Annotated in this window: 21 protein-coding genes; 1 reads left to right on the plus strand and 20 read right to left on the minus strand. The window is 29.3% G+C overall.

Annotated features, from left to right (window positions below; translation table 11 throughout):
* The 19 genes from pyrR to ychF form a co-directional block, all read right to left on the minus strand.
* Positions 1–407: bifunctional pyr operon transcriptional regulator/uracil phosphoribosyltransferase PyrR (pyrR, locus tag Q5O29_RS09040; RefSeq protein WP_302632004.1), on the minus strand; the 407-nt coding region annotated here is incomplete at its 3' end.
* A 13-nt stretch (positions 408–420) separates the two neighbouring features.
* Positions 421–1,332, minus strand: coding sequence for an RluA family pseudouridine synthase (locus tag Q5O29_RS09045; RefSeq protein WP_022212631.1), 912 nt, complete (start codon positions 1,330–1,332; stop codon positions 421–423).
* Positions 1,333–1,447: 115 nt separating this feature from the next.
* Positions 1,448–2,050 carry a DivIVA domain-containing protein gene (locus tag Q5O29_RS09050; protein ID WP_022212632.1) on the minus strand — a complete coding sequence of 201 codons (603 nt, stop codon included), beginning with the start codon at positions 2,048–2,050 and terminating at the stop codon, positions 1,448–1,450.
* A gap of 16 nt (positions 2,051–2,066) precedes the next feature.
* Entirely contained in the window at positions 2,067–2,834 is a 768-nt protein-coding gene (locus Q5O29_RS09055; RefSeq protein WP_022212633.1) for a YlmH/Sll1252 family protein, read from the minus strand.
* A 10-nt stretch (positions 2,835–2,844) separates the two neighbouring features.
* On the minus strand, positions 2,845–3,066 hold the full coding sequence (locus tag Q5O29_RS09060; protein ID WP_186835117.1) for a YggT family protein: 222 nt from the start codon (positions 3,064–3,066) through the stop codon (positions 2,845–2,847).
* Between the two features lie 45 nt (positions 3,067–3,111).
* Entirely contained in the window at positions 3,112–3,546 is a 435-nt protein-coding gene (locus Q5O29_RS09065; protein ID WP_022212634.1) for a cell division protein SepF, read from the minus strand.
* A 21-nt stretch (positions 3,547–3,567) separates the two neighbouring features.
* Entirely contained in the window at positions 3,568–4,218 is a 651-nt protein-coding gene (locus tag Q5O29_RS09070) for a YggS family pyridoxal phosphate-dependent enzyme (RefSeq protein ID WP_186835126.1), read from the minus strand.
* 127 nt (positions 4,219–4,345) lie between these two features.
* Complete coding sequence (locus Q5O29_RS09075) at positions 4,346–5,074, minus strand: DUF881 domain-containing protein (RefSeq protein ID WP_022212636.1); 729 nt, start codon at positions 5,072–5,074, stop codon at positions 4,346–4,348.
* Entirely contained in the window at positions 5,075–5,425 is a 351-nt protein-coding gene (locus Q5O29_RS09080; RefSeq protein WP_022212637.1) for a small basic family protein, read from the minus strand.
* A gap of 11 nt (positions 5,426–5,436) precedes the next feature.
* Positions 5,437–6,156 (minus strand): DUF881 domain-containing protein, encoded by a 720-nt coding sequence (locus Q5O29_RS09085; RefSeq protein WP_022212638.1) that lies wholly within the window; start codon positions 6,154–6,156, stop codon positions 5,437–5,439.
* An 11-nt stretch (positions 6,157–6,167) separates the two neighbouring features.
* Positions 6,168–6,923, minus strand: a complete 756-nt coding sequence (locus Q5O29_RS09090; protein ID WP_022212639.1) for a cell division protein FtsQ/DivIB — start codon at positions 6,921–6,923, stop codon at positions 6,168–6,170.
* A 115-nt stretch (positions 6,924–7,038) separates the two neighbouring features.
* The gene (gene spoVE, locus Q5O29_RS09095; RefSeq protein ID WP_186835119.1) at positions 7,039–8,169 is read right to left on the minus strand and encodes a stage V sporulation protein E; all 1,131 of its coding nucleotides are present in this window, start codon (positions 8,167–8,169) and stop codon (positions 7,039–7,041) included.
* A gap of 10 nt (positions 8,170–8,179) precedes the next feature.
* A complete protein-coding gene (mraY, locus tag Q5O29_RS09100) occupies positions 8,180–9,154 on the minus strand; it encodes a phospho-N-acetylmuramoyl-pentapeptide-transferase (protein ID WP_022212641.1) in 975 nt (324 codons plus the stop codon).
* Between the two features lie 34 nt (positions 9,155–9,188).
* Entirely contained in the window at positions 9,189–10,550 is a 1,362-nt protein-coding gene (murF, locus tag Q5O29_RS09105) for a UDP-N-acetylmuramoyl-tripeptide--D-alanyl-D-alanine ligase (protein ID WP_022212642.1), read from the minus strand.
* 10 nt (positions 10,551–10,560) lie between these two features.
* Positions 10,561–12,009 carry a UDP-N-acetylmuramoyl-L-alanyl-D-glutamate--2,6-diaminopimelate ligase gene (locus Q5O29_RS09110; protein WP_022212643.1) on the minus strand — a complete coding sequence of 483 codons (1,449 nt, stop codon included), beginning with the start codon at positions 12,007–12,009 and terminating at the stop codon, positions 10,561–10,563.
* Between the two features lie 104 nt (positions 12,010–12,113).
* Entirely contained in the window at positions 12,114–14,306 is a 2,193-nt protein-coding gene (locus tag Q5O29_RS09115; RefSeq protein WP_022212644.1) for a stage V sporulation protein D, read from the minus strand.
* 76 nt (positions 14,307–14,382) lie between these two features.
* Positions 14,383–14,859: a hypothetical protein gene (locus Q5O29_RS09120; RefSeq protein ID WP_022212645.1), complete on the minus strand. Its 477-nt coding sequence runs from the start codon at positions 14,857–14,859 to the stop codon at positions 14,383–14,385.
* A gap of 37 nt (positions 14,860–14,896) precedes the next feature.
* On the minus strand, positions 14,897–15,829 hold the full coding sequence (gene rsmH / locus Q5O29_RS09125; protein ID WP_022212646.1) for a 16S rRNA (cytosine(1402)-N(4))-methyltransferase RsmH: 933 nt from the start codon (positions 15,827–15,829) through the stop codon (positions 14,897–14,899).
* A 362-nt stretch (positions 15,830–16,191) separates the two neighbouring features.
* Positions 16,192–17,289, minus strand: a complete 1,098-nt coding sequence (ychF, locus tag Q5O29_RS09130) for a redox-regulated ATPase YchF (protein WP_022212647.1) — start codon at positions 17,287–17,289, stop codon at positions 16,192–16,194.
* A gap of 339 nt (positions 17,290–17,628) precedes the next feature.
* Between ychF and pdaA the strand changes: the two genes are divergently transcribed.
* A complete protein-coding gene (gene pdaA, locus Q5O29_RS09135) occupies positions 17,629–18,384 on the plus strand; it encodes a delta-lactam-biosynthetic de-N-acetylase (protein ID WP_186835127.1) in 756 nt (251 codons plus the stop codon).
* A gap of 38 nt (positions 18,385–18,422) precedes the next feature.
* On the opposite strand, the gene Q5O29_RS09140 is transcribed toward pdaA, so the two are convergent.
* Positions 18,423–19,061, minus strand: a complete 639-nt coding sequence (locus Q5O29_RS09140; RefSeq protein ID WP_022212649.1) for a cyclodeaminase/cyclohydrolase family protein — start codon at positions 19,059–19,061, stop codon at positions 18,423–18,425.
* Between the last annotated feature and the right edge of the window lie 64 nt (positions 19,062–19,125).

Raw genomic sequence — 19,125 nt, forward strand, 5'->3', positions numbered from 1 at the left:
TCAATTAATACAGCTAGTTGTATACCAAGTGGTCTCCCCACATCGATAATTGCATCTATTGCTGCTCTAACAGTTCTACATGTATATAAAACATCATCTACTAGTATAACTTTTTTTCCTTTTACTTCAACACCTAAATCTACAGAATTAACTTCTGGTAAATCTTGTATTTCAGATATATCATCTCTATACAACGAAATATCAACATAACCTACCGGTACTTTTACTCCTTCAATTTGTTCTATATTCTCAGCTATTCTTTTTGCTAAAGGATATCCTCTTCTCTTAATTCCTATTAAAACAACATCGTTAACTCCTTTGTTTTTTTCAATTATCTCATGAGAAATTCTTATTAAACTTCTTTTTATGGCTTTTTCATCTAATAAATTTGCTTTTAATTTAGTCATAATACTTGCTCCTTTATTTTCTTAACTCTCTTAGTATATCATTAAAATAATCTGGTAATTCTGAATTAAATTCCATATATTCTCTTGTGCTTGGATGTATAAATCCTAATGTTTTAGCGTGCAGTGCCTGACCCTCTATCTTTATCTTTTGTTTATTATGCCCATAAACCAAATCACCTACTAGAGGATGACCTATAGATGCCATATGTACTCTTATTTGATGAGTTCTTCCTGTTTCTAATGTACATTTTACCAATGTAACACCTTTATTATACTCCTCTAAAACTTCATAGTGAGTTACAGCTCTCTTACCATCGTCAACTATTGCCATCTTTATTCGTTCTTTTTTATGACGTCCTAATGGCTTATCAATAGTGCCTTCTTTTTTGTTAAACCTACCTTCAACTAACGCATAATATTCTCTTCTTATTGAATGATCCTTAAATTGTTCTGCTAAAAAATTATGTGCTGCATCATTCTTTGCTATTACTAATATACCAGAAGTATCTTTATCTATTCTATGGACTATTCCAGGCCTAATAACTCCGTTAATTCCCGATAAATCTCCGCAGTGGTATAATAGAGCATTGACTAATGTTCCTTTATAATTACCTGGCGCAGGATGTACAACCATTCCTTTTTCTTTATTTACCACCACTACATCTTCATCTTCATATATAATATTAATATCTATTTTTTCAGCAGTTACATTTAACTCAATTGGTTCCGGTAAAATAACATTTATTATATCATTCTTACGTAACTTATAATTACTCTTTACCTCACACCCATTAATATCGATTTTTTTATCTGTAATTAAGCCTTGAATAAAAGATCTTGATTTACCTTGAATTTGCATTGAAAGATATTTATCAATCCTTTCACCTATAAATTCATCAGTAACATTAAAAATTAAATTGTCCATTTCAAAAACTCCATTTTTTATTAATTCTCTGAACATTATAATATATTAAATAATTATCCTCAATATCTTATCTATAATTATATAAAATTTAAAAGAGACCTTTAGGTCTCTTTAATTAATTATTTGCAAAAAAACTTTTTATTTCTTTCATTTCTTCGCTAGAATTATCCTCTCCAACAACTGCATCTAGCTTCTCTTCAGAAATATGTATATCCTTAGAACTTAAATCTAAATCTTCAACTGTCTCTGAAACATTATAATTCTTAGTTAAATCTTTTTCTAGTTCATCAAAAGTTTGTAATTGTGCATTCATAAAATTTCTGAACTTAGCTCTAAACTTAATGAACTCTTCCTTAATCTTTTCATACTCATCATTCACAGCAATCACATCATTATGAGCCTTATCTAAAACCTTCTGAGCACTTTCATTAGCATTCTTCATTATTAAATCAGCTTCTTTTTGAGAGCTTTCTTTTGCTTGATCAGCCGCATTTTGTGCTAATAATAATGTATTTTGAATTGTATCTTCTAGTTTTTCATAATGCTCAACTTTTTCTCTTATTCTGCTTACTGTATCTTTAAGTCTAGAATTTTCCTTAAATACTTCTTCATAATTCTCTACTATTTCTTCCATAAATTCATCTACTTCATCAGTAGCATATCCTCTTATAGCTTTTTTGAATTCTTTGTTCTTTATATCCATTGGAGTTAATTTCATTACTATATCCCCTCATCTATATATACTTTTTTATAACTACTTTATTTTTACCAGATTTCGTATTGCCAACAATACTGCCAGTACGAAATTTTCCTATACCTGAAATAGTTATTACATTATTTTCCTGTATTTCTTTGCTTTTTTCTTTAATCTTACAATAGTTCACTGAAACTTTATTATTTTGCATTAGTTCAATAGCCTTAGCTCTAGATACGTTAGCAAGTTTCGAAACATAATTATCAATTCTTAGTGAAGGTATGTTAATTACTATTTCTTCAAAGACACTTTGAGGCAAATGTTCTTTATCAACAATCTCTATTTCAACAGGACATCTGCCTACAAATTCCATAGAAGTTGTAATATAATTTGCTATATCCTCATATACCGGTACTACAGCATAATCATGAACCACTCTCAAATCACCTATTTTTTCTCTTTCAATTCCTAATGACATTATTGAACCTAAATAATCCTTATGAGTTAAATCTTTAAATTTCGATTTATTGGTAATTTTAAGACAAATAAAAGGATATTCACAAAAATATTGATTATTAAATGATATTATTCTTCTATCAGCTTCATCATAAGCACCATCAGCTTCAACAATAAAACTATTATTGTTAAAATTCTCAACAAAATAGCTCCAAATATTGGGTGGACAGAAATTTTTTGAAAATACAGGTATATCTTTATTTTTTGCTAACATTAAATTATCATAAATTCTGATTACAGAATCCTTATCTTCATTTGCAAAGTTTTTCAATAGATCTTCTTTTGATATCATAATACACCACTTAATAAATTAAAATTCCACTTATCATGTTTAAAAGCAAAATAGCTACAATTGGAGAAAAATCAATCATCATGTCTCCAAGAAACATGCTTTGAAGCCTTCTAATAGGTTCTAAAATAGGATTATTTATAGAAACTAAAATATTATAAATACTCATTGCTCTTGCATTAGGAATATATGAAAATATTACTTCTGCAAGGATAGTAATATTAAGTACATTCACAAGTATGCTAAGAAAATTACGAATAATTCCTATTTAAACCACCCCCTATTTATTCCAGCTAAATAATGCTTTTGAGCTTATTTCGCTTTTTAATTCATTTGACACTTCAACATTTTGAGGTGATAAAAGATATACTCTTTGTTCTATTTCTTGGAATTCTGCATTTAATACACAAGCAGCACCACTTAAAAAATCAACTAATCTTTGAGCTATTTTTGTGTCTAAACTATTTGTATTAATTACAACTATTTTTCTACTTTTAACAGCTTCAGCTATTTCTCTTGACTCTTCATAAGCTGTTGGCTTTACAACCATTATCTTTGCGGTATTATTACTATGAATATTAACAACCTTTGTACCATGAGTATTTTGAATTATTGGCTCTATTTGATTTTTTTCCTCTTCTTCAGCATCATCTAGTTCATCAAACTCCTCATCATATTCACCTAATCCTATTATTTCCTTTAGCTTTCCAAACATACTATATCTCTCCTTTTCATATTATCTTTTTCCAAATATTCCCGACCCAATCCTAACTAGATTTGATCCTTCTTGTATGGCAATTTTAAAGTCTGAGGTCATGCCCATTGATAATATTTCCATCTGTATATTTTTATAACTCTTCTTACTTAAATCATCATAAATATGTTTACTTTTGTTGAAATAATATCTATTCGAAACTTCATCACCCTTAGGAATAATAACCATAATACCTTTAACTTTAACATGATTACATTTTTCAACTGCTAAAATTAACTTCTCAATATCCTCTTCTAATACTCCACTCTTGCTCTCTTCTCTTCCGATATTAATTTGAATTAATACATTGGCTACTAAGTTATTTTTTTCATACTCACATTCAATTTTATTAAGTAATCTAATGCTTGAAAGCGAATGAATCAAACAAACCTTTCCCACAATATATTTAACTTTATTGGTTTGTAGTTTCCCTATTAAATGCCATCTAATATCATTAGGTAATTCATCTTTCTTACTTAAAAGCTCCTGTACTTTATTTTCGCCAAAATCACGTATACCAGCATCATAAGCTTCTAAAATATCAGAAATGGGCTTAGTCTTAGAAACGGCTAATAGTTTTACACCTTCTGGTATTTCATCCAAGTAGCCCTTAATTTTATCTTTAATACTAATCCTAATCACCCCCTCTTATAAGAGTATATATTATTTTCTTTATGAAAGATATATTTCCTTTATTAATACTATCTAATTATAACATTTTTTTCGTATTTTTTTAATATACTTTCAAATATTTTATCAATTATTTGTCATTCCTATGCATGTATAAAGAATCATAACTCTTTTTTGTAGGTAACACAGTTATACTTTCCATAACATTTACTTCAACTTTTAGCTTTCTTATTATAAGTTCATTAATATAACTTCCTTCAGCTTTTATAGCTGTCTCTAATTGTTCAGGATTACCAATGGCATAAAAATAAAAAGGAGCCATCTCCATGCTTTCATCTTCAAAGCCGATAAAAGCCCAATTGCAAGTTACACCTGTATTATTTAAAATTCTATAACTGTTTAAAGCTATCGCTTCAGCACCAATATATCTTAGTTCATTTATTATCATAGCAACATCAATATCATGAAGGGTTCTTCTATTTACTTCCTCCTGACTATCACTATTTATATCATAATCTCCATCTTCTATTTTAACTACAATTCCAGGGCCCTCTACTTCAGTAAGTCCCCCAATGGCATAATAATCATTTAATTGAGAACTCATGTTATCAACAATATTAGCTGAATCAGTTTCATCATTAATATAACTATTATATTGCTCTTGTAGATTATAATTTTCTTCCTTCAAATCACTTATACTTTCGTATAGCATATTCCTTTCTTCTGAAGCATTCTTATATTCTTGTGCATTCATTTTAAATAAGTTTGACATAGAATTTATATTAAAATTATTAGATGCTAAAAATCCAATAATAAGTGATGCTATAAAGATAAAAAACTTATATTTATAGTTTTTCATCTACTCACTCCTTTGCCTATTTTTATATTTCTCTAATACAATACGTCTGATTATAGCAAAGTTATCAAATATGCGCCCTCCGAATACTATTACTGCTGCTATATAAATAGGAATTCCAAGCTTATCGCCAAGATAAGCTAAAGCTGCAGCAAGAAGAGCGTTTCCAAAGAAACCTGAAATAAAAATATCTGGTTGGAACTTATTAGCAAGATTAGCTTTTAATGCACCAAAAACTGAATCTAAGCAAGCTAATACAGCCACTGACATATATGGTGAAAATTTATCTGGTATATTAATATCAAATAATAATCCTAAAAAAACTCCCAATAATAATCCTATAAATGCTATCATAAATCTCACTCCTATTGTACTGGTATTAAATAATCACTTCTTAAAGTCTGTGTTGTTTTTGTAATAGTTATTTCATCGCTGCTCTTAACATCATTGGTATAGTTCTTTAGTGCTCCTGTTTCTAAAGATCCTCCATAACTAACTCCAACATTTAATTTAGACTTATCTCCTATAACTTTAATTATAATTTCGCTACTTGGATCTACTCTTCCTGCAGAACCTATAGATATTGATGAACCAGCATTTTTTATACCGGTTTGAGGAGTTATTCTAATATCATTTATAGATATAGCTTCCGCTCTTGAATACCATAATGTATTTACTAAATATACAAGTTCATCTTCTGTAATTGTCCTAATGCTATCCGATGTGTTAGTACCAAAGATAGATGTCTTAGGGGTTAAAGTAATGATAATACCTGGTCCTTTTACATCCACTAGTCCTAGTTGCATTCTAGCATTATCCAGCTTTTTCTTTACCTCAGCTTCTAATTCACCTTCACTAGTTGCTTTCTCTTCTAAGGCTTTTATTTCTTCATTGAAAGTAGCATTAGCTTCTTCAAGCTCTTCTTTTTCTTTTTTAAGACTTTCTACTTCTTTCAAAATATCTGAATTCTCATATGAATTAGTCAGTTCATTCTTTTTGCTTAACAATTTGAATTGATATGTTAATAAAAAACCTAAAAATCCGCATACTACAGCTACAACTAATTGTGATGCAACTCTTTTCAAATTAACTCCTCCTACTCTTCATTCTTCTTGATTACTGGCATATTTTTAATACTCACATCAATATACCCATTTGTAATCCCTACATTTCCATTTAAAATAATATTATATACATCATTTATTTTTTCATGGAAATCAGTTATTTCTCCAAAAAATACTTCTATCTTTCCCATATACCCTTTTATATCGTATAACTTAGATAAATCAAATCTATCAAATTTTATACTTTCCGTATTTTCAGCAATATATGGATATAAAATTCCTAGTATATTAATAATATGTTCATTATTGATTATCTGCTTTCCTAATTGAAGCTCCTCTGTAGTTACACCAGTAATCTCAACTAAGTTTCTTCCTTCAATATTGTTTGCAATTTCTATTAGAACACCTTTATCATTAAATATATAAAAATTACTATCATATTTTGTATAAAAAACAGGTGATTCTTCAGTAACTATTATATTTAGTGAATTAATTCCACTCATTCTTATCTTTGCTGACAAAAAATACGGTTCACTCAATATATCTTTAATCATTTTATTTCTGTTCAAGATAAAAATGTTTTTACCTATCCTATTATTTACAGTTTCTAACACTGATTCAGCAGAAATATTTGATGTACCTTCCACAGTAATTGTTTTTAAATTAAATAGTGGTGATTTAGTAAAGAAAACTATTAATATTATTAATACTACTGTAGAAATCATAAAAATCTTTTTTCTTACCTTTTTTTTCTTTTTAATCTTAATGTATTCTTTTACTTCATTCATTGCTTTATTTTACATCCTTATCCTAGTTTATACTAATATAATATCATTTTACTCTATAATTTTCATTATAATTTTTTACATAATAAAGAACCCCTAAAATAGGGGCCCTATCTTCTTACCTAACATCAGATTCAATTTGCCTAGATATATTTAACAATATTCCCATTGCCGTCAAATTAATGACAAGCGATGTACCACCATAGCTTATAAATGGCATTGGAACACCAGTAACCGGCATAGAACCCGTTACAACTGCTATATTTATAATAGCTTGCACTGCAATAATAGATGTAATTCCCATTGCTAATAACTTACCATATGTGTCTTTAGCTTTAATAGCTATACGTACACCACGCCATATAAAAATTATAAACAAAGAAATAATAAGTAGACATCCTATCAACCCAAGCTCTTCGCCAATTATTGAAAATATAAAATCATTATGCGGTTCAGGCATATATAATGTTTTTTGTCTTGATTGTCCAAGACCAAGTCCAGTTATACCACCTGACCCTAATGCATAAAATGATTGAATCAATTGATATCCATCACCAGCAGCATCCTTCCACGGATCAATAAAATTAAGCATTCTAGCTCTTCTGTAATCCGAACTAAAGATAAAAAATATTGCTAAAGTCAATAATGTCGGTAACACTATTCCAAATAAGTGCTTAATTTTCCCACCAGAGATAAAAAGTAAGATAAATGTAACAATCATTATAATTGCTGCAATACTTAAATTTTTTTCAGCTAAAACTAAAGCTGCAAAAAAACCAGATAAAGCAAGATATGGTACTATTCCAGTCCAAAAATCTTTTATTCCATCACCTTTAATATCAATGCTTAAAGCAAGAAATAATACTACCACATATTTAGTAAGCTCTGATGGCTGAAATGACAATCCACCAAGCTGAATCCATCTTTTAGCACCATTTACTGCTGGGAAAAAAAATACTGCTATTAATAATGGAATAGTAATTATCAATAATTTCGGTGTTATTTTTTTTAGTCTGTGATAGTCAAAATTCATCATAAAAAACATAGCCACCAAGCCTATAACAGCCATGATCCCCTGCTTCTTTAAATAAAACATACTATCATTATAGTGAAACATTGAGTAAAATGAACTTGCTGAATATATCATTACAACACCAATTGCCAATAATATAAGTATTGTATATAAAACTCCCAAATCGACTTTTCCTATGTTTTTATTTTGATTCCTCTTGTCTAATATCACAGACATTCCTCCTATTTTACAATGCTAAGAATCCTATTAAACATAAAACTGCTGTAATAAGTGAAAATACTGTAACTATTTTTATTTCTGACCAGCCACATTTTTCAAAGTGATGATGTACAGGAGCCATTTTAAATACTCTTTTACCTGTTAATTTAAAGGAAGTAACTTGTATTATAACTGATAAAGTCTCAAATACATAAACTCCTCCTACTATTATTATTAATAACGGCTGTTCTAATATTATAGCAACAGTGGAAATAGCACCACCAATTGCAAGGGATCCTGTATCTCCCATAAAAATTTTTGCAGGATAAGCATTATATTTTAAAAATCCTATAAGTCCACCTATCAATACTACGCAAAATACAGCTAGAGATGTTTCTTTCATCATAAAGCATACAATTGTAAAGAATGTTAAAACTAAAATTGATACTGATGTAGCTAATCCATCTAATCCATCTGTTAGATTAACGGCATTGGTTGTAGCTGCATATATTATTACCACAAAAGGAATATATAAAATTCCTAATGGTATTTCAAATGAAGTAAAAGGAATTAACAAATTAGTATTTAAATTATAATACCCGTAAATAGCTAAAGCTATAGAAAATATTAATAATAATATCATTTTTTGTCCTGGCTTTAAGCCTTCACTTTGCTTTTTAAGTATTTTTAACAAATCATCTAAAAATCCAATAAACCCAAATGCAATTAATGAATATAAAGCAATCATTGCTTTATCATTAAATTTATACCCTAAAATAAGCATAACTATTAAGGAGGATAAAATAAAAAGAATTCCACCCATTGTTGGCGTTCCAGCTTTTTTTAAATGACTTTCTGGACCTTCTTCCCTAATATTCTGGCCAAACTTTAACTTTCTTAATAATGGAATTGCTATTGGTCCAGACACCAATGAAAATATTATAGATAATATCAAGCCTATTCCTAACTTAGAACTTACAAAATTTATTAAAGTCTCCCCCATATAAACTGCTCAGCAGCAGTTCACCTCCTTCGTTTTATTTTAATTCCTTTAACTTGGATATTACTTCTTCAAATCTCATCCCTCTAGAAGCCTTAACTAATATAACATCATCTTTATTAATTAGATTATCTACTTCTTCAAAAAAATCATCTTTTGAAGCAAATTTTCTAATATGCTCACTGCCAAATCCATTTTCATAGTTATTAACATTTTCACCGATAACTATTAATAAATCTATTTTACCTTTTGCAAATGAACCTACCTCTTCATGGGCTTCTTCCGTTTTACTTCCAAGTTCGTACATGTCTCCTAATATAGCAACTCTTCTACTTGCTGCTTTAGTCATTAATACCTCTATGGAAGATTTCATAGAATCTGGGCTAGCATTATAACAGTCATTTATAATAGTAATCTTATTAGTTTTTTCAGTTTCTAATCTCATAGATGTAGCCTTTAAATTTGAAAGTCCTTCGTTCATATCTTTAAGGGATACATTTAGATTTTTTGCAATATCTATAGCCAACATCATGTTTAATACATTATGCTTTCCTGCCATAGGTAATTCAAAATCAAATTTATCATCTCCACAATTAGCAGTAAACTTTACACTATCTTCTCTTAATATAATATTAGATGCGTAAATATCATATTCGTTATTATATCCAATTTTTTCAATTTTATAATTATCAGAATGAATTTGTTTAAGCCTTTTATCTTCAGCATTTACCACTAATATATTATCTTTTGTGAAGTATTCTGCAATTTCCATCTTAGCTTTAAGTATATTATCTTGCGTCTTTAGATTTTCCAAATGAGAAAGACCTATATTCGTAATAACAGCCATATCTGGTTCTGCTGCTTCTGCTAATATCTTAATTTCTCCTAAGTCACTCATGCCCATTTCTAAAACTGCTACATCATGCTTAGATGTAAGCTTCAATATCATAAGTGGAAGTCCTATTTCACTATTAAAATTACCTTCTGTTTTAAATACATTATACTTTGTACTTAATACAGCTGCAATTAAATCCTTTGTTGAAGTCTTGCCACAAGAACCTGTAACTCCAATAACCTTAAGATTTAATTTTCTTCTATAGAAATTAGCTAATTTAAGCATTGATTTAACTGTATTATCTACTTTAATTACAATACCTTTTCCCATAGCATCTTCCTTTTTAAAGTTAACTTCATCCACTACAGCAATAGATGCTCCTTTTTCAAGAACATCTATTGCTACATTATTAGCATTAAATTTTTCACCTTTAATTGCAAAAAATATACAATCTTCTGTAACTTTTCTATTATCTATACAAGTACATTTAAACTTTTTATAATCATTATTAATAACTACCTCACCTTCAAGAGCACTTACCAATTCTTCAAATGAAAATTCCATCTATTTTCCTCTACTTTCCTGATAATATTTCATCAACAACTTCTCTTTCATCAAAATGTATCACGCCTTCATTATTAATTTGATATGTTTCATGACCTTTTCCAGCTAAAACAACAACATCACCTGGTTCAGCCATTTTTAAAGCTAATCTTATGGCTTCAGATCTATTTTCGATTGCAAGATAATTTGTTTTTTCTATACCTACAACTATATCCTTAATAATAGCCATTGGATCCTCATGTCTTGGATTATCAGAAGTTATAATAACAAGGTCAGCAATTTCACTTCCAACTCTCCCAAGTTCAGCTCTCTTAATTTTGTCTCTATCGCCACCACTTCCATAAACAGCTATAAGTCTGTTCTTTGCAAATGATTTCAATGTTTCTAAAATATTCTTCATACCATCTGGTGTATGTGCAAAATCGATGATTATTTCATAAGGTATATCATATTTATCTCCAATTCTTTCACATCTTCCAGGTACAACTACATCTAAAAGTCCTGACTTTATGCATTCTTCTGAAATATTTAATTCTTTCGCTGCAGCAATTGTTCCTAAAGCATTATATATATTATACTCACCTGGTAAAACAAACTTATATGAAGTATTATTGCAATCAAATAGTATATCTTTCTCTTCAAGTCTAATATTTTCTGCTCTAAAATCACTTGAATTTTCTATTGAATAAGTTACTGTTTTTTTGCCTAACTTTTCAACATCATTTAATACTCTATAACCATAGCTATTATCAATATTTATAACAGAAATTTTACTTCTTTCAAATAATTTAAATTTAGCATTATAGTAATTATCAAAAGTCTTGTGGAAGTCTAAGTGATCTCTTGTTATATTTGTGAAAATTCCTACTTCAAAATTACATCCATAAACTCTATCTAACTCTAATGAATGTGATGAAACTTCCATTACACAATATTTACATCCTTTATCAACCATATCCTTAAATAACTTTTGAAGTTCTAATGATTCAGGTGTTGTTCTTTCTGATTTAACTTTTTCATCTCCTATATAATTAGCTATAGTCCCTACAAGTCCAACTTTTTCTCCTGATTTTTCAAGTATTGATTTTAAAATATATACACTAGTAGTCTTACCATTTGTACCAGTAACTCCAATAAGCTTTAATTTTTTTGTTGGATGATCATAAAAATTAGCAGACATAATAGCTAATGCTTTTCTACCTTCAGTAACTCTTAAAACTGTTACTTCCTCAGGTATAGTATTGAGATCTAAATCTTTTTCACACATAACTACTGTAGCTCCAGCTTTTATTGCATTAACTGCATAATCATGACCATCAACTTCAAATCCACTTAAACATACAAACAAGTCATTTTCAGTAATCTTTCTACTGTCATACTGTATTTTATTAATTTCCTTTTCATCGCTTCCTTGTAAAACCTTATAATCTACACCATTTAATAACTCTAATAATTTCATCTTCTATCTCTCCTTAATTATCATTAAATGTTTACTCAATAGCATTTTTAATGCTTCGCATAAAAAATAGCATGTGTAAATCCACATGCTAAAAATGAAAAAAGTTAATCTCCATAATCATCACTAAGAGTTAACCTAACATTTGAACCTGTGGTTATTACTTCACCCGCAGGAATACTTTGATCAATAACAAAACCATCACCTTCAAGGATATATTTTATACCTAAGTTGTCAAGGACATCTTCAGCTGAGGTTACTGAAAATCCTGTTAAATCTGGCATAGATACCTTATTATTATCTACTGCATCTCCAGTATAAATTGTTATTTTGGTTCCTTCTTTCACTGTATAACCTGGATATGGCTGAGTATTTGTTACACTCTCCCCACTACCCTCTATATTATACTCTAAATTTACATCTTTTAAAATTTTTTTTGCTTCTTCTATAGATTTTCCACGAATTTCTGGAATTAAAATATCCCTTGCTACCGCATTATAGTCTTCAGAAAATTCCGAATCCATATAATTGAATATATCTGTCAAAAGTATTTTCATAAGTGGTGCAGTTACAACACCGGCATAATAGGCTCCATTACTTGGTTCATCAATACTTATGAAAGCTGTAATTTCCGGTGAATCTATAGGTGCCATTGCAGCCATAGATGAAATATACTTTCCGCTTTCATATCCTCCAGTTACTGAATTAACCTTTTGTGCTGTTCCAGTCTTACCGCCTATGTGATATCCTTCTATATAGCTTTTATTTGAACCACCTTCATTTACTGTTCTCTCCAAATAATCCCTTAAAGTAGCTGTACTTTTAGCCGACAACACATTTTTAGAAATTACTGGTTCAAAAGTTTCATCTACTATTTTAGTACCAGTATTATCATAGTGAGATACTTCCTTAAGTATATGAGGCTGTATTAAACTACCACCATTAGCAAGAGCATTGAATGCTTGCATATATTGAATAGCAGTTACTGTATTAGTTTGTCCAAATGAAATAGTTGCTAAATCTGATTCTGTAATACTTTCAGTCTTTTTTACTATACCAGATGCTTCACCTGGTAAATCAATACCTGTAGTTTTACCAAATCCAAGCTTTTTAATATACTCATTTAATGTTTCTTTACCAATTTTTTCGCCCAACTTCATAAATCCAACATTACATGAATTTTGTAAAATTTGAGGTAAAATTTGACTACCATGACCTGATGTCTTCCAACACTTAATGGTATGAGAACCAACTTGAAGGCTTCCTCCACATTCAAAAGTATCTGATTCAGAAGCTATTCCTTCTTCTAAAGCAGTTACCATTGTCACAACCTTAAAGATAGATCCTGGTTCAAAGGTATCATTTACCAAGCTATTTCTCCACATTTTTTGTAGCTTTTCTCCATCAGTTTCACCAGAAAAATCTTCAAATCCATCAAAAGCATTATTAGGATCAAAATCCGGCTTATTAACCATGGCTAATATTTCTCCATTATTAGGATTCATAACCATAATAGATACTCTTTTAGCTTGATTATCTACTAATCCTTTTTCAGCCACCTTCTCTGCAATAGCTTGTATTTTAGAATCAGTTGTTAAGGTAACATCCTTTCCATCTATAGGTTCTGTAAAATTAGATATAGTATAAGATAAATTTTCTTCATTACGTTCAATTTCAGAAATTCTCACGCCAGGTACACCTGATAAATATTCATTATATTGAAGTTCAACTCCTGTAAGGCCTTGTCCATCAACATTGGTGCTTCCTAGAACATGTGCTAAAAATTCCCCTTTAGGATAATACCTTTTTGTATCTGGAGAAACAATTACACCATCAATATTTAAGTTATTAACCTTATCAGCAGATTCTTTTTCTATTCTTCTTATCAAGGTTGCAGAACCAGCATTAGCACCACTAGCCAGCTTAGTTTCAAGTTTTTCCATAACCTTATTTTCTTCCATGCCTACGGCATCAGCAATTTTTCCAGCAATATCAGCATTAGTTAATGAGTTATTTTTAAGATACTGCCTAACTGAGTTTAAATCAAAATCAACTCTATAAACATTTGCCGAAACTGCTAGTTCTACACCATTTCTGTCTAGTATTCTTCCTCTTCTTGCATCAATACTTACTTCACTTGTCCACTGCTCTTCAGCTCGGGATGAATATTCATCCCTCTTAACAATCATAATATAGGACAATCTTAGAATTAATATAAAAAAAACTACCACAATTGTCCATACTACTAATGTTAGTCTCTTCTGAATCAACGCCCGATCTTTAAACTTCTTTTTTTTCACTTTCATTCCCCCATTAAATAATTAGAGAATGAATAGTTATATTTTTTCAAAGAAATAAAAACATCACTTACATTCCCTAATTAAAAATACCTTTAATTTTATCGAGGAAACTTTCTTTATTTTCTTCTTCATTGATATGTGAAAAATAATCTTTAGACATATCAATCAGTATAGTATTATCCTTGTTAGGATATACCATGCCTAATTCATTTTCAGCAACGTTCTTAACATTTTCTAAAGATGAATATTTTAATAACATTACTTTTAATGCATCATTAATATCTGATGATGCTGCTGTTTCTTCTTTTATTTCTGTTAATTCATTTTGCCTATCATAAACATACCCATCAATTGCTAAGGTTATTCCACCAAGAATACAAACTAAAGCTGAAATCCCCACCACATTTGAAATTAAATTCACCTTAAGCTTCTTAATTTTCTTTGCTCGTAACTCTTCCTTGATTTTTTGCTTCTTGTTTTTGTCATACTGCGGCTTTCTTTCAGGTACAAGTGCGGTGTTTCCTCTTGTATAATTATATTCCCTAGCACCCATTTTATTCACATCCCTACATTTTATTTATTATTTAGAATTATAGTTTTTCTATAACTCTTAATTTAGCACTTCTACTTCTTGGATTTATATCCACTTCTTCTTTCGTAGGTTCTATGGCTTTTCTTGAGATAACTTTTACTTTTGCTTTTTCACCACAGACACAAACTGGGAATTCTTTAGGACATCTACACGAAACAGCTAAATCTCTAAATTTATTTTTTACTATTCTATCTTCAAGAGAATGGAAAGTTATTATTGCCATTCTACCGCCTTTATTAAGTTTTCCTACTCCATCCTCTATAGTTTTATTTAATATAGAAAGTTCACTATTTACTTCAATTCTGATTGCTTGGAAAGTTCTCTTAGCTGGATGTGGTCCTTCTCTTCTCGCTTTTGCAGGTATAGCACTCTTTATAATTTCAACAAGTTCTAAAGTTGTTTCAATATTTTTTTCTTGTCTATTTTCTACAATAAAGCTGGCAATTCTTCTTGCAAACTTTTCTTCGCCGTAATCTCTTATAATTCTATATAAATCTTCTTCTGAATACTCATTTATGACATTATATGCAGAAAAGTCATTATCCCTATTCATTCTCATATCAAGGGGAGCATCTTTCATATAGCTAAATCCTCTCTCTCCTTCATCAAGTTGATAAGAAGACACGCCTAAATCCATAAGTATTCCATCAACACCATCAATATTTAAATTGTTTAAAACATTTTCTATACTAGAAAAATTACTATGTACAAATGTAACATTTGAATAATTTTCCAATCTTTCCTTTGCAGCTTTCAACGCATCAGTATCCTGATCTATTCCTATCAGTCTTCCTTCATTCGAAAGTTTCTTTAAAATTTCACTTGAATGTCCTGCACCTCCTAAAGTTCCATCCACATAAATACCATTTTCTTTGATATTTAATCCTTCTAAACATTCATTTAATAAAACTGAAATATGATTAAATTCCATAAAATTAACTCCTTTTATTATAGCTGTCCATTTTTACGCTACAGAGCTTTAAGTACTTAGTATACAAATATACTTACAACATTTTTTACTCTATACACTTACTATTTTCATTTTCTATAGTTACTATAACCTTTTCTAATTCTGCATATTATTTCTATACTAAATTGATTTTGTTTCATATGTGCATAACTGCTACATTATACCGTTTTAACCACTCTATTATATATTCTATATAAAATTACAGTATCCTTCAAGATTTATTTAGTATTTATTCTATATTTATTGACATTAAAACAACTTTATCGAAAAAATAACTCTACATGAATATTAATCCATGTAGAGTTTTAAGGAAATTTAAAATATTAAACGTTAAATCTAAAGTTAACTACGTCACCATCATGCATAACGTAATCTTTGCCTTCTAATCTATATTTTCCTTTTTCTTTAGCTTGTGCTTCTGAGCCACATTCAACTAAATCATTATAAGCCACAACTTCTGCTCTGATAAATCCTCTTTCAATATCAGTGTGTATCTTACCAGCAGCTTGAGGTGCCTTTGTACCTTCTTTAATAGTCCAAGCTCTAACCTCTTGAACTCCAGCTGTAAGATAACTTATTAATCCTAACAATCTATAAGATGCTCTTATAAGTTTATCTAAGCCAGCTTCAGTTAAGCCATATTCTTCTAACATTTCTGCTTTTTCTTCATCTTCTAAACCTGAAAGTTCTTCTTCAAGCTTAGCACAAACAACTACTATTTCAGAGTTTTCTGCTTCTGCATATTCTCTAACCTTTTGAACATATTCATTGTTTAAGTTTCCGCTCATCATATCATCTTCAGATATGTTACATGCATAAAGTACCGGCTTAGAAGTAATCATAAATAAAGTCTTAATGAATGCTTCTTCATCTTCATTAACTTCTAAAGTTCTTATAGGCTTATTTAATTCTAAATGAGCCTTAACTTTTTCCATTATTTCATATTCAACCTTTGCTTTTTTATCGCCTGATCTAGCAAGCTTAACTCCCTTTTCCATTCTTCTTTCAAGAACTTCTAGGTCAGCAAATATTAATTCTAAATTTATAGTTTCAATATCTCTTATTGGATCAACGCTTCCCTCAACATGCACAACATTTTCATCATTAAAACATCTTACTGTATGAACAATAGCTTCAACTTCTCTTATGTGAGATAAAAATTTATTTCCTAATCCCTCACCTTTTGAAGCTCCTTTAACTAATCCTGCAATATCATAAAATTCTACAGTAGTATAGACTTTTCTCTTTGTATTATACATTTTTTCTAATACATCTAATCTCCTATCTGGTACACTTACAACACCAACATTTGGTTCTATAGTACAGAATGGATAGTTAGCTGATTCTGCACCTGCTTTTGTTATCGCATTAAATAATGTACTTTTTCCTACGTTTGGTAATCCTACAATTCCTAATCTCATCTATGTACATTCCTTTCTTACCTTAACTAATACTTTAAGATTATACTCTAGATATAATTTTATTTCAACACAATAATATTATTATCGCTTTTTAAAATAATAATTAATTTCCCTTGTTAAGCTACTTAATCTAAATTTTGATTTTAACATACTCCTACTTCTTTTTACTCATTTATTTTACAGTTCATTCCTAATTTAACTCATTATCAATACTATTTTAAATTTTTCCATGTTTATATTATCTGCTTTTACTAAAAATAGATTTAAAAGACTTAATAGGAGGTTTTAATAGTGAAAAATAAAAGCCTAAATATTTTTATCTTTTCTTTACTAATTTTAATGGCATGTAATTTTATTTCTGCCAACAGTTATAGCATTCAAAATAAATCAGCCCCAGAAAACTCAGAATTAAACTGGTACTTTGTTAATCGTGGAAATAATCAAAGTCCTGAATGTCCAAAAGAAAGTGCTGAGTTTTTAGATACCTACGATGCTTATTATGTTGGTGATACAGAAAATAAAATAATTTATTTAACATTTGATGAAGGATATGAAAATGGGTACACTGTAAAAATATTAGATGTTTTAAAGGAAGAAAATGTACCAGCAGCATTTTTTGTGGTGAAACCATACATCATTCAAAACCCTGAAATAATTAAAAGAATGAATTTAGAAGGACATCTAGTATGTAATCATTCTTCTCACCACCCTTCCATGGCTTCAATTACTGACAAAGAAAAATTCATCAAAGAATTTACTGAAGTTGAAGATGCCTATAAAGAAATTACTGATTCAGAAATGCCTAAATTCTTCCGTCCACCAATGGGTAAATACTCATTGACATCTTTAAAACAAACAAAGGAATTAGGTTATAAGACAATTTTTTGGAGCTTTGCCTATAAAGATTGGATTATTGATAATCAACCAAGCAAAGAAATGGCTATTAAAAAGATTACCTCTGGAGTTCATCCTGGCTGTATCATGCTTCTTCATGCTGTATCTAAAACCAATACCCATGTCTTAAAGGATGTTATAACTCAGCTTAAAAATGAGGGATATGAATTTAAATCTTTAAATGATTTACCTGAAAAATAATCTAAAAGTAAAACAGAGAATGCTAAGCATCCTCTGTTTTATATTTCATTATAAAATCCACTACAGATTTCTTCTTTTAAAACTCTTGATTTCATAGATATTTCATTACATCTCTCTGGAATATTTTTGAATTCCTCATATGATTTTAGTGATTTATAATTTATCAACACATTTATAATTGCACTTTCTATTGCACCATTAAGCAATATAGCTGCTACAATTCCATCTGATTTAAGATTCTTATTACCAAAAGTTATTGCAAATTTTATATTATCATAATATACTAAAGATTTTTCTGCTAACTCCAATGGCGTATTCATTGCCTTTATCGTTGCATATTTAAGCTTTTCTTTCCTAATATTCTTTTCTTCTTCTGTGCCATTAGAAAGTCTATAGCAATCCATAACAGCCATAAAATCTGCTCTATCCTTTTCCATAAAAGTCAAAGCATTCTTAGTAAATTCTTTTGTTTCAGCTTGAAATTTAAGCATTTTTGATTTATTTTCTTCTGTAAGATTTTGAAATAATTTTTTGTCAACAGTGAAAGAATATACCATATCATTTAAACTAGATGCAAGTGCAGAAACTAAAGCTGCTGTACTTCCACCACCTGGGGAAGATTTATCACCTGATAAATCTTCTATAAATTTTGATATGGTCATTTCCTTAAATTCCATTTTTCATGCCTCCTATTTTAAAAGTTAGTGTAAAGTTTTTTACACTATTTTTATTTTAAAATCT

It is taken from the genome of Clostridium sp. CAG:265, from assembly GCF_000436575.1.
GTDB lineage: Bacteria > Bacillota > Clostridia > Clostridiales > Clostridiaceae > Clostridium > Clostridium lentum.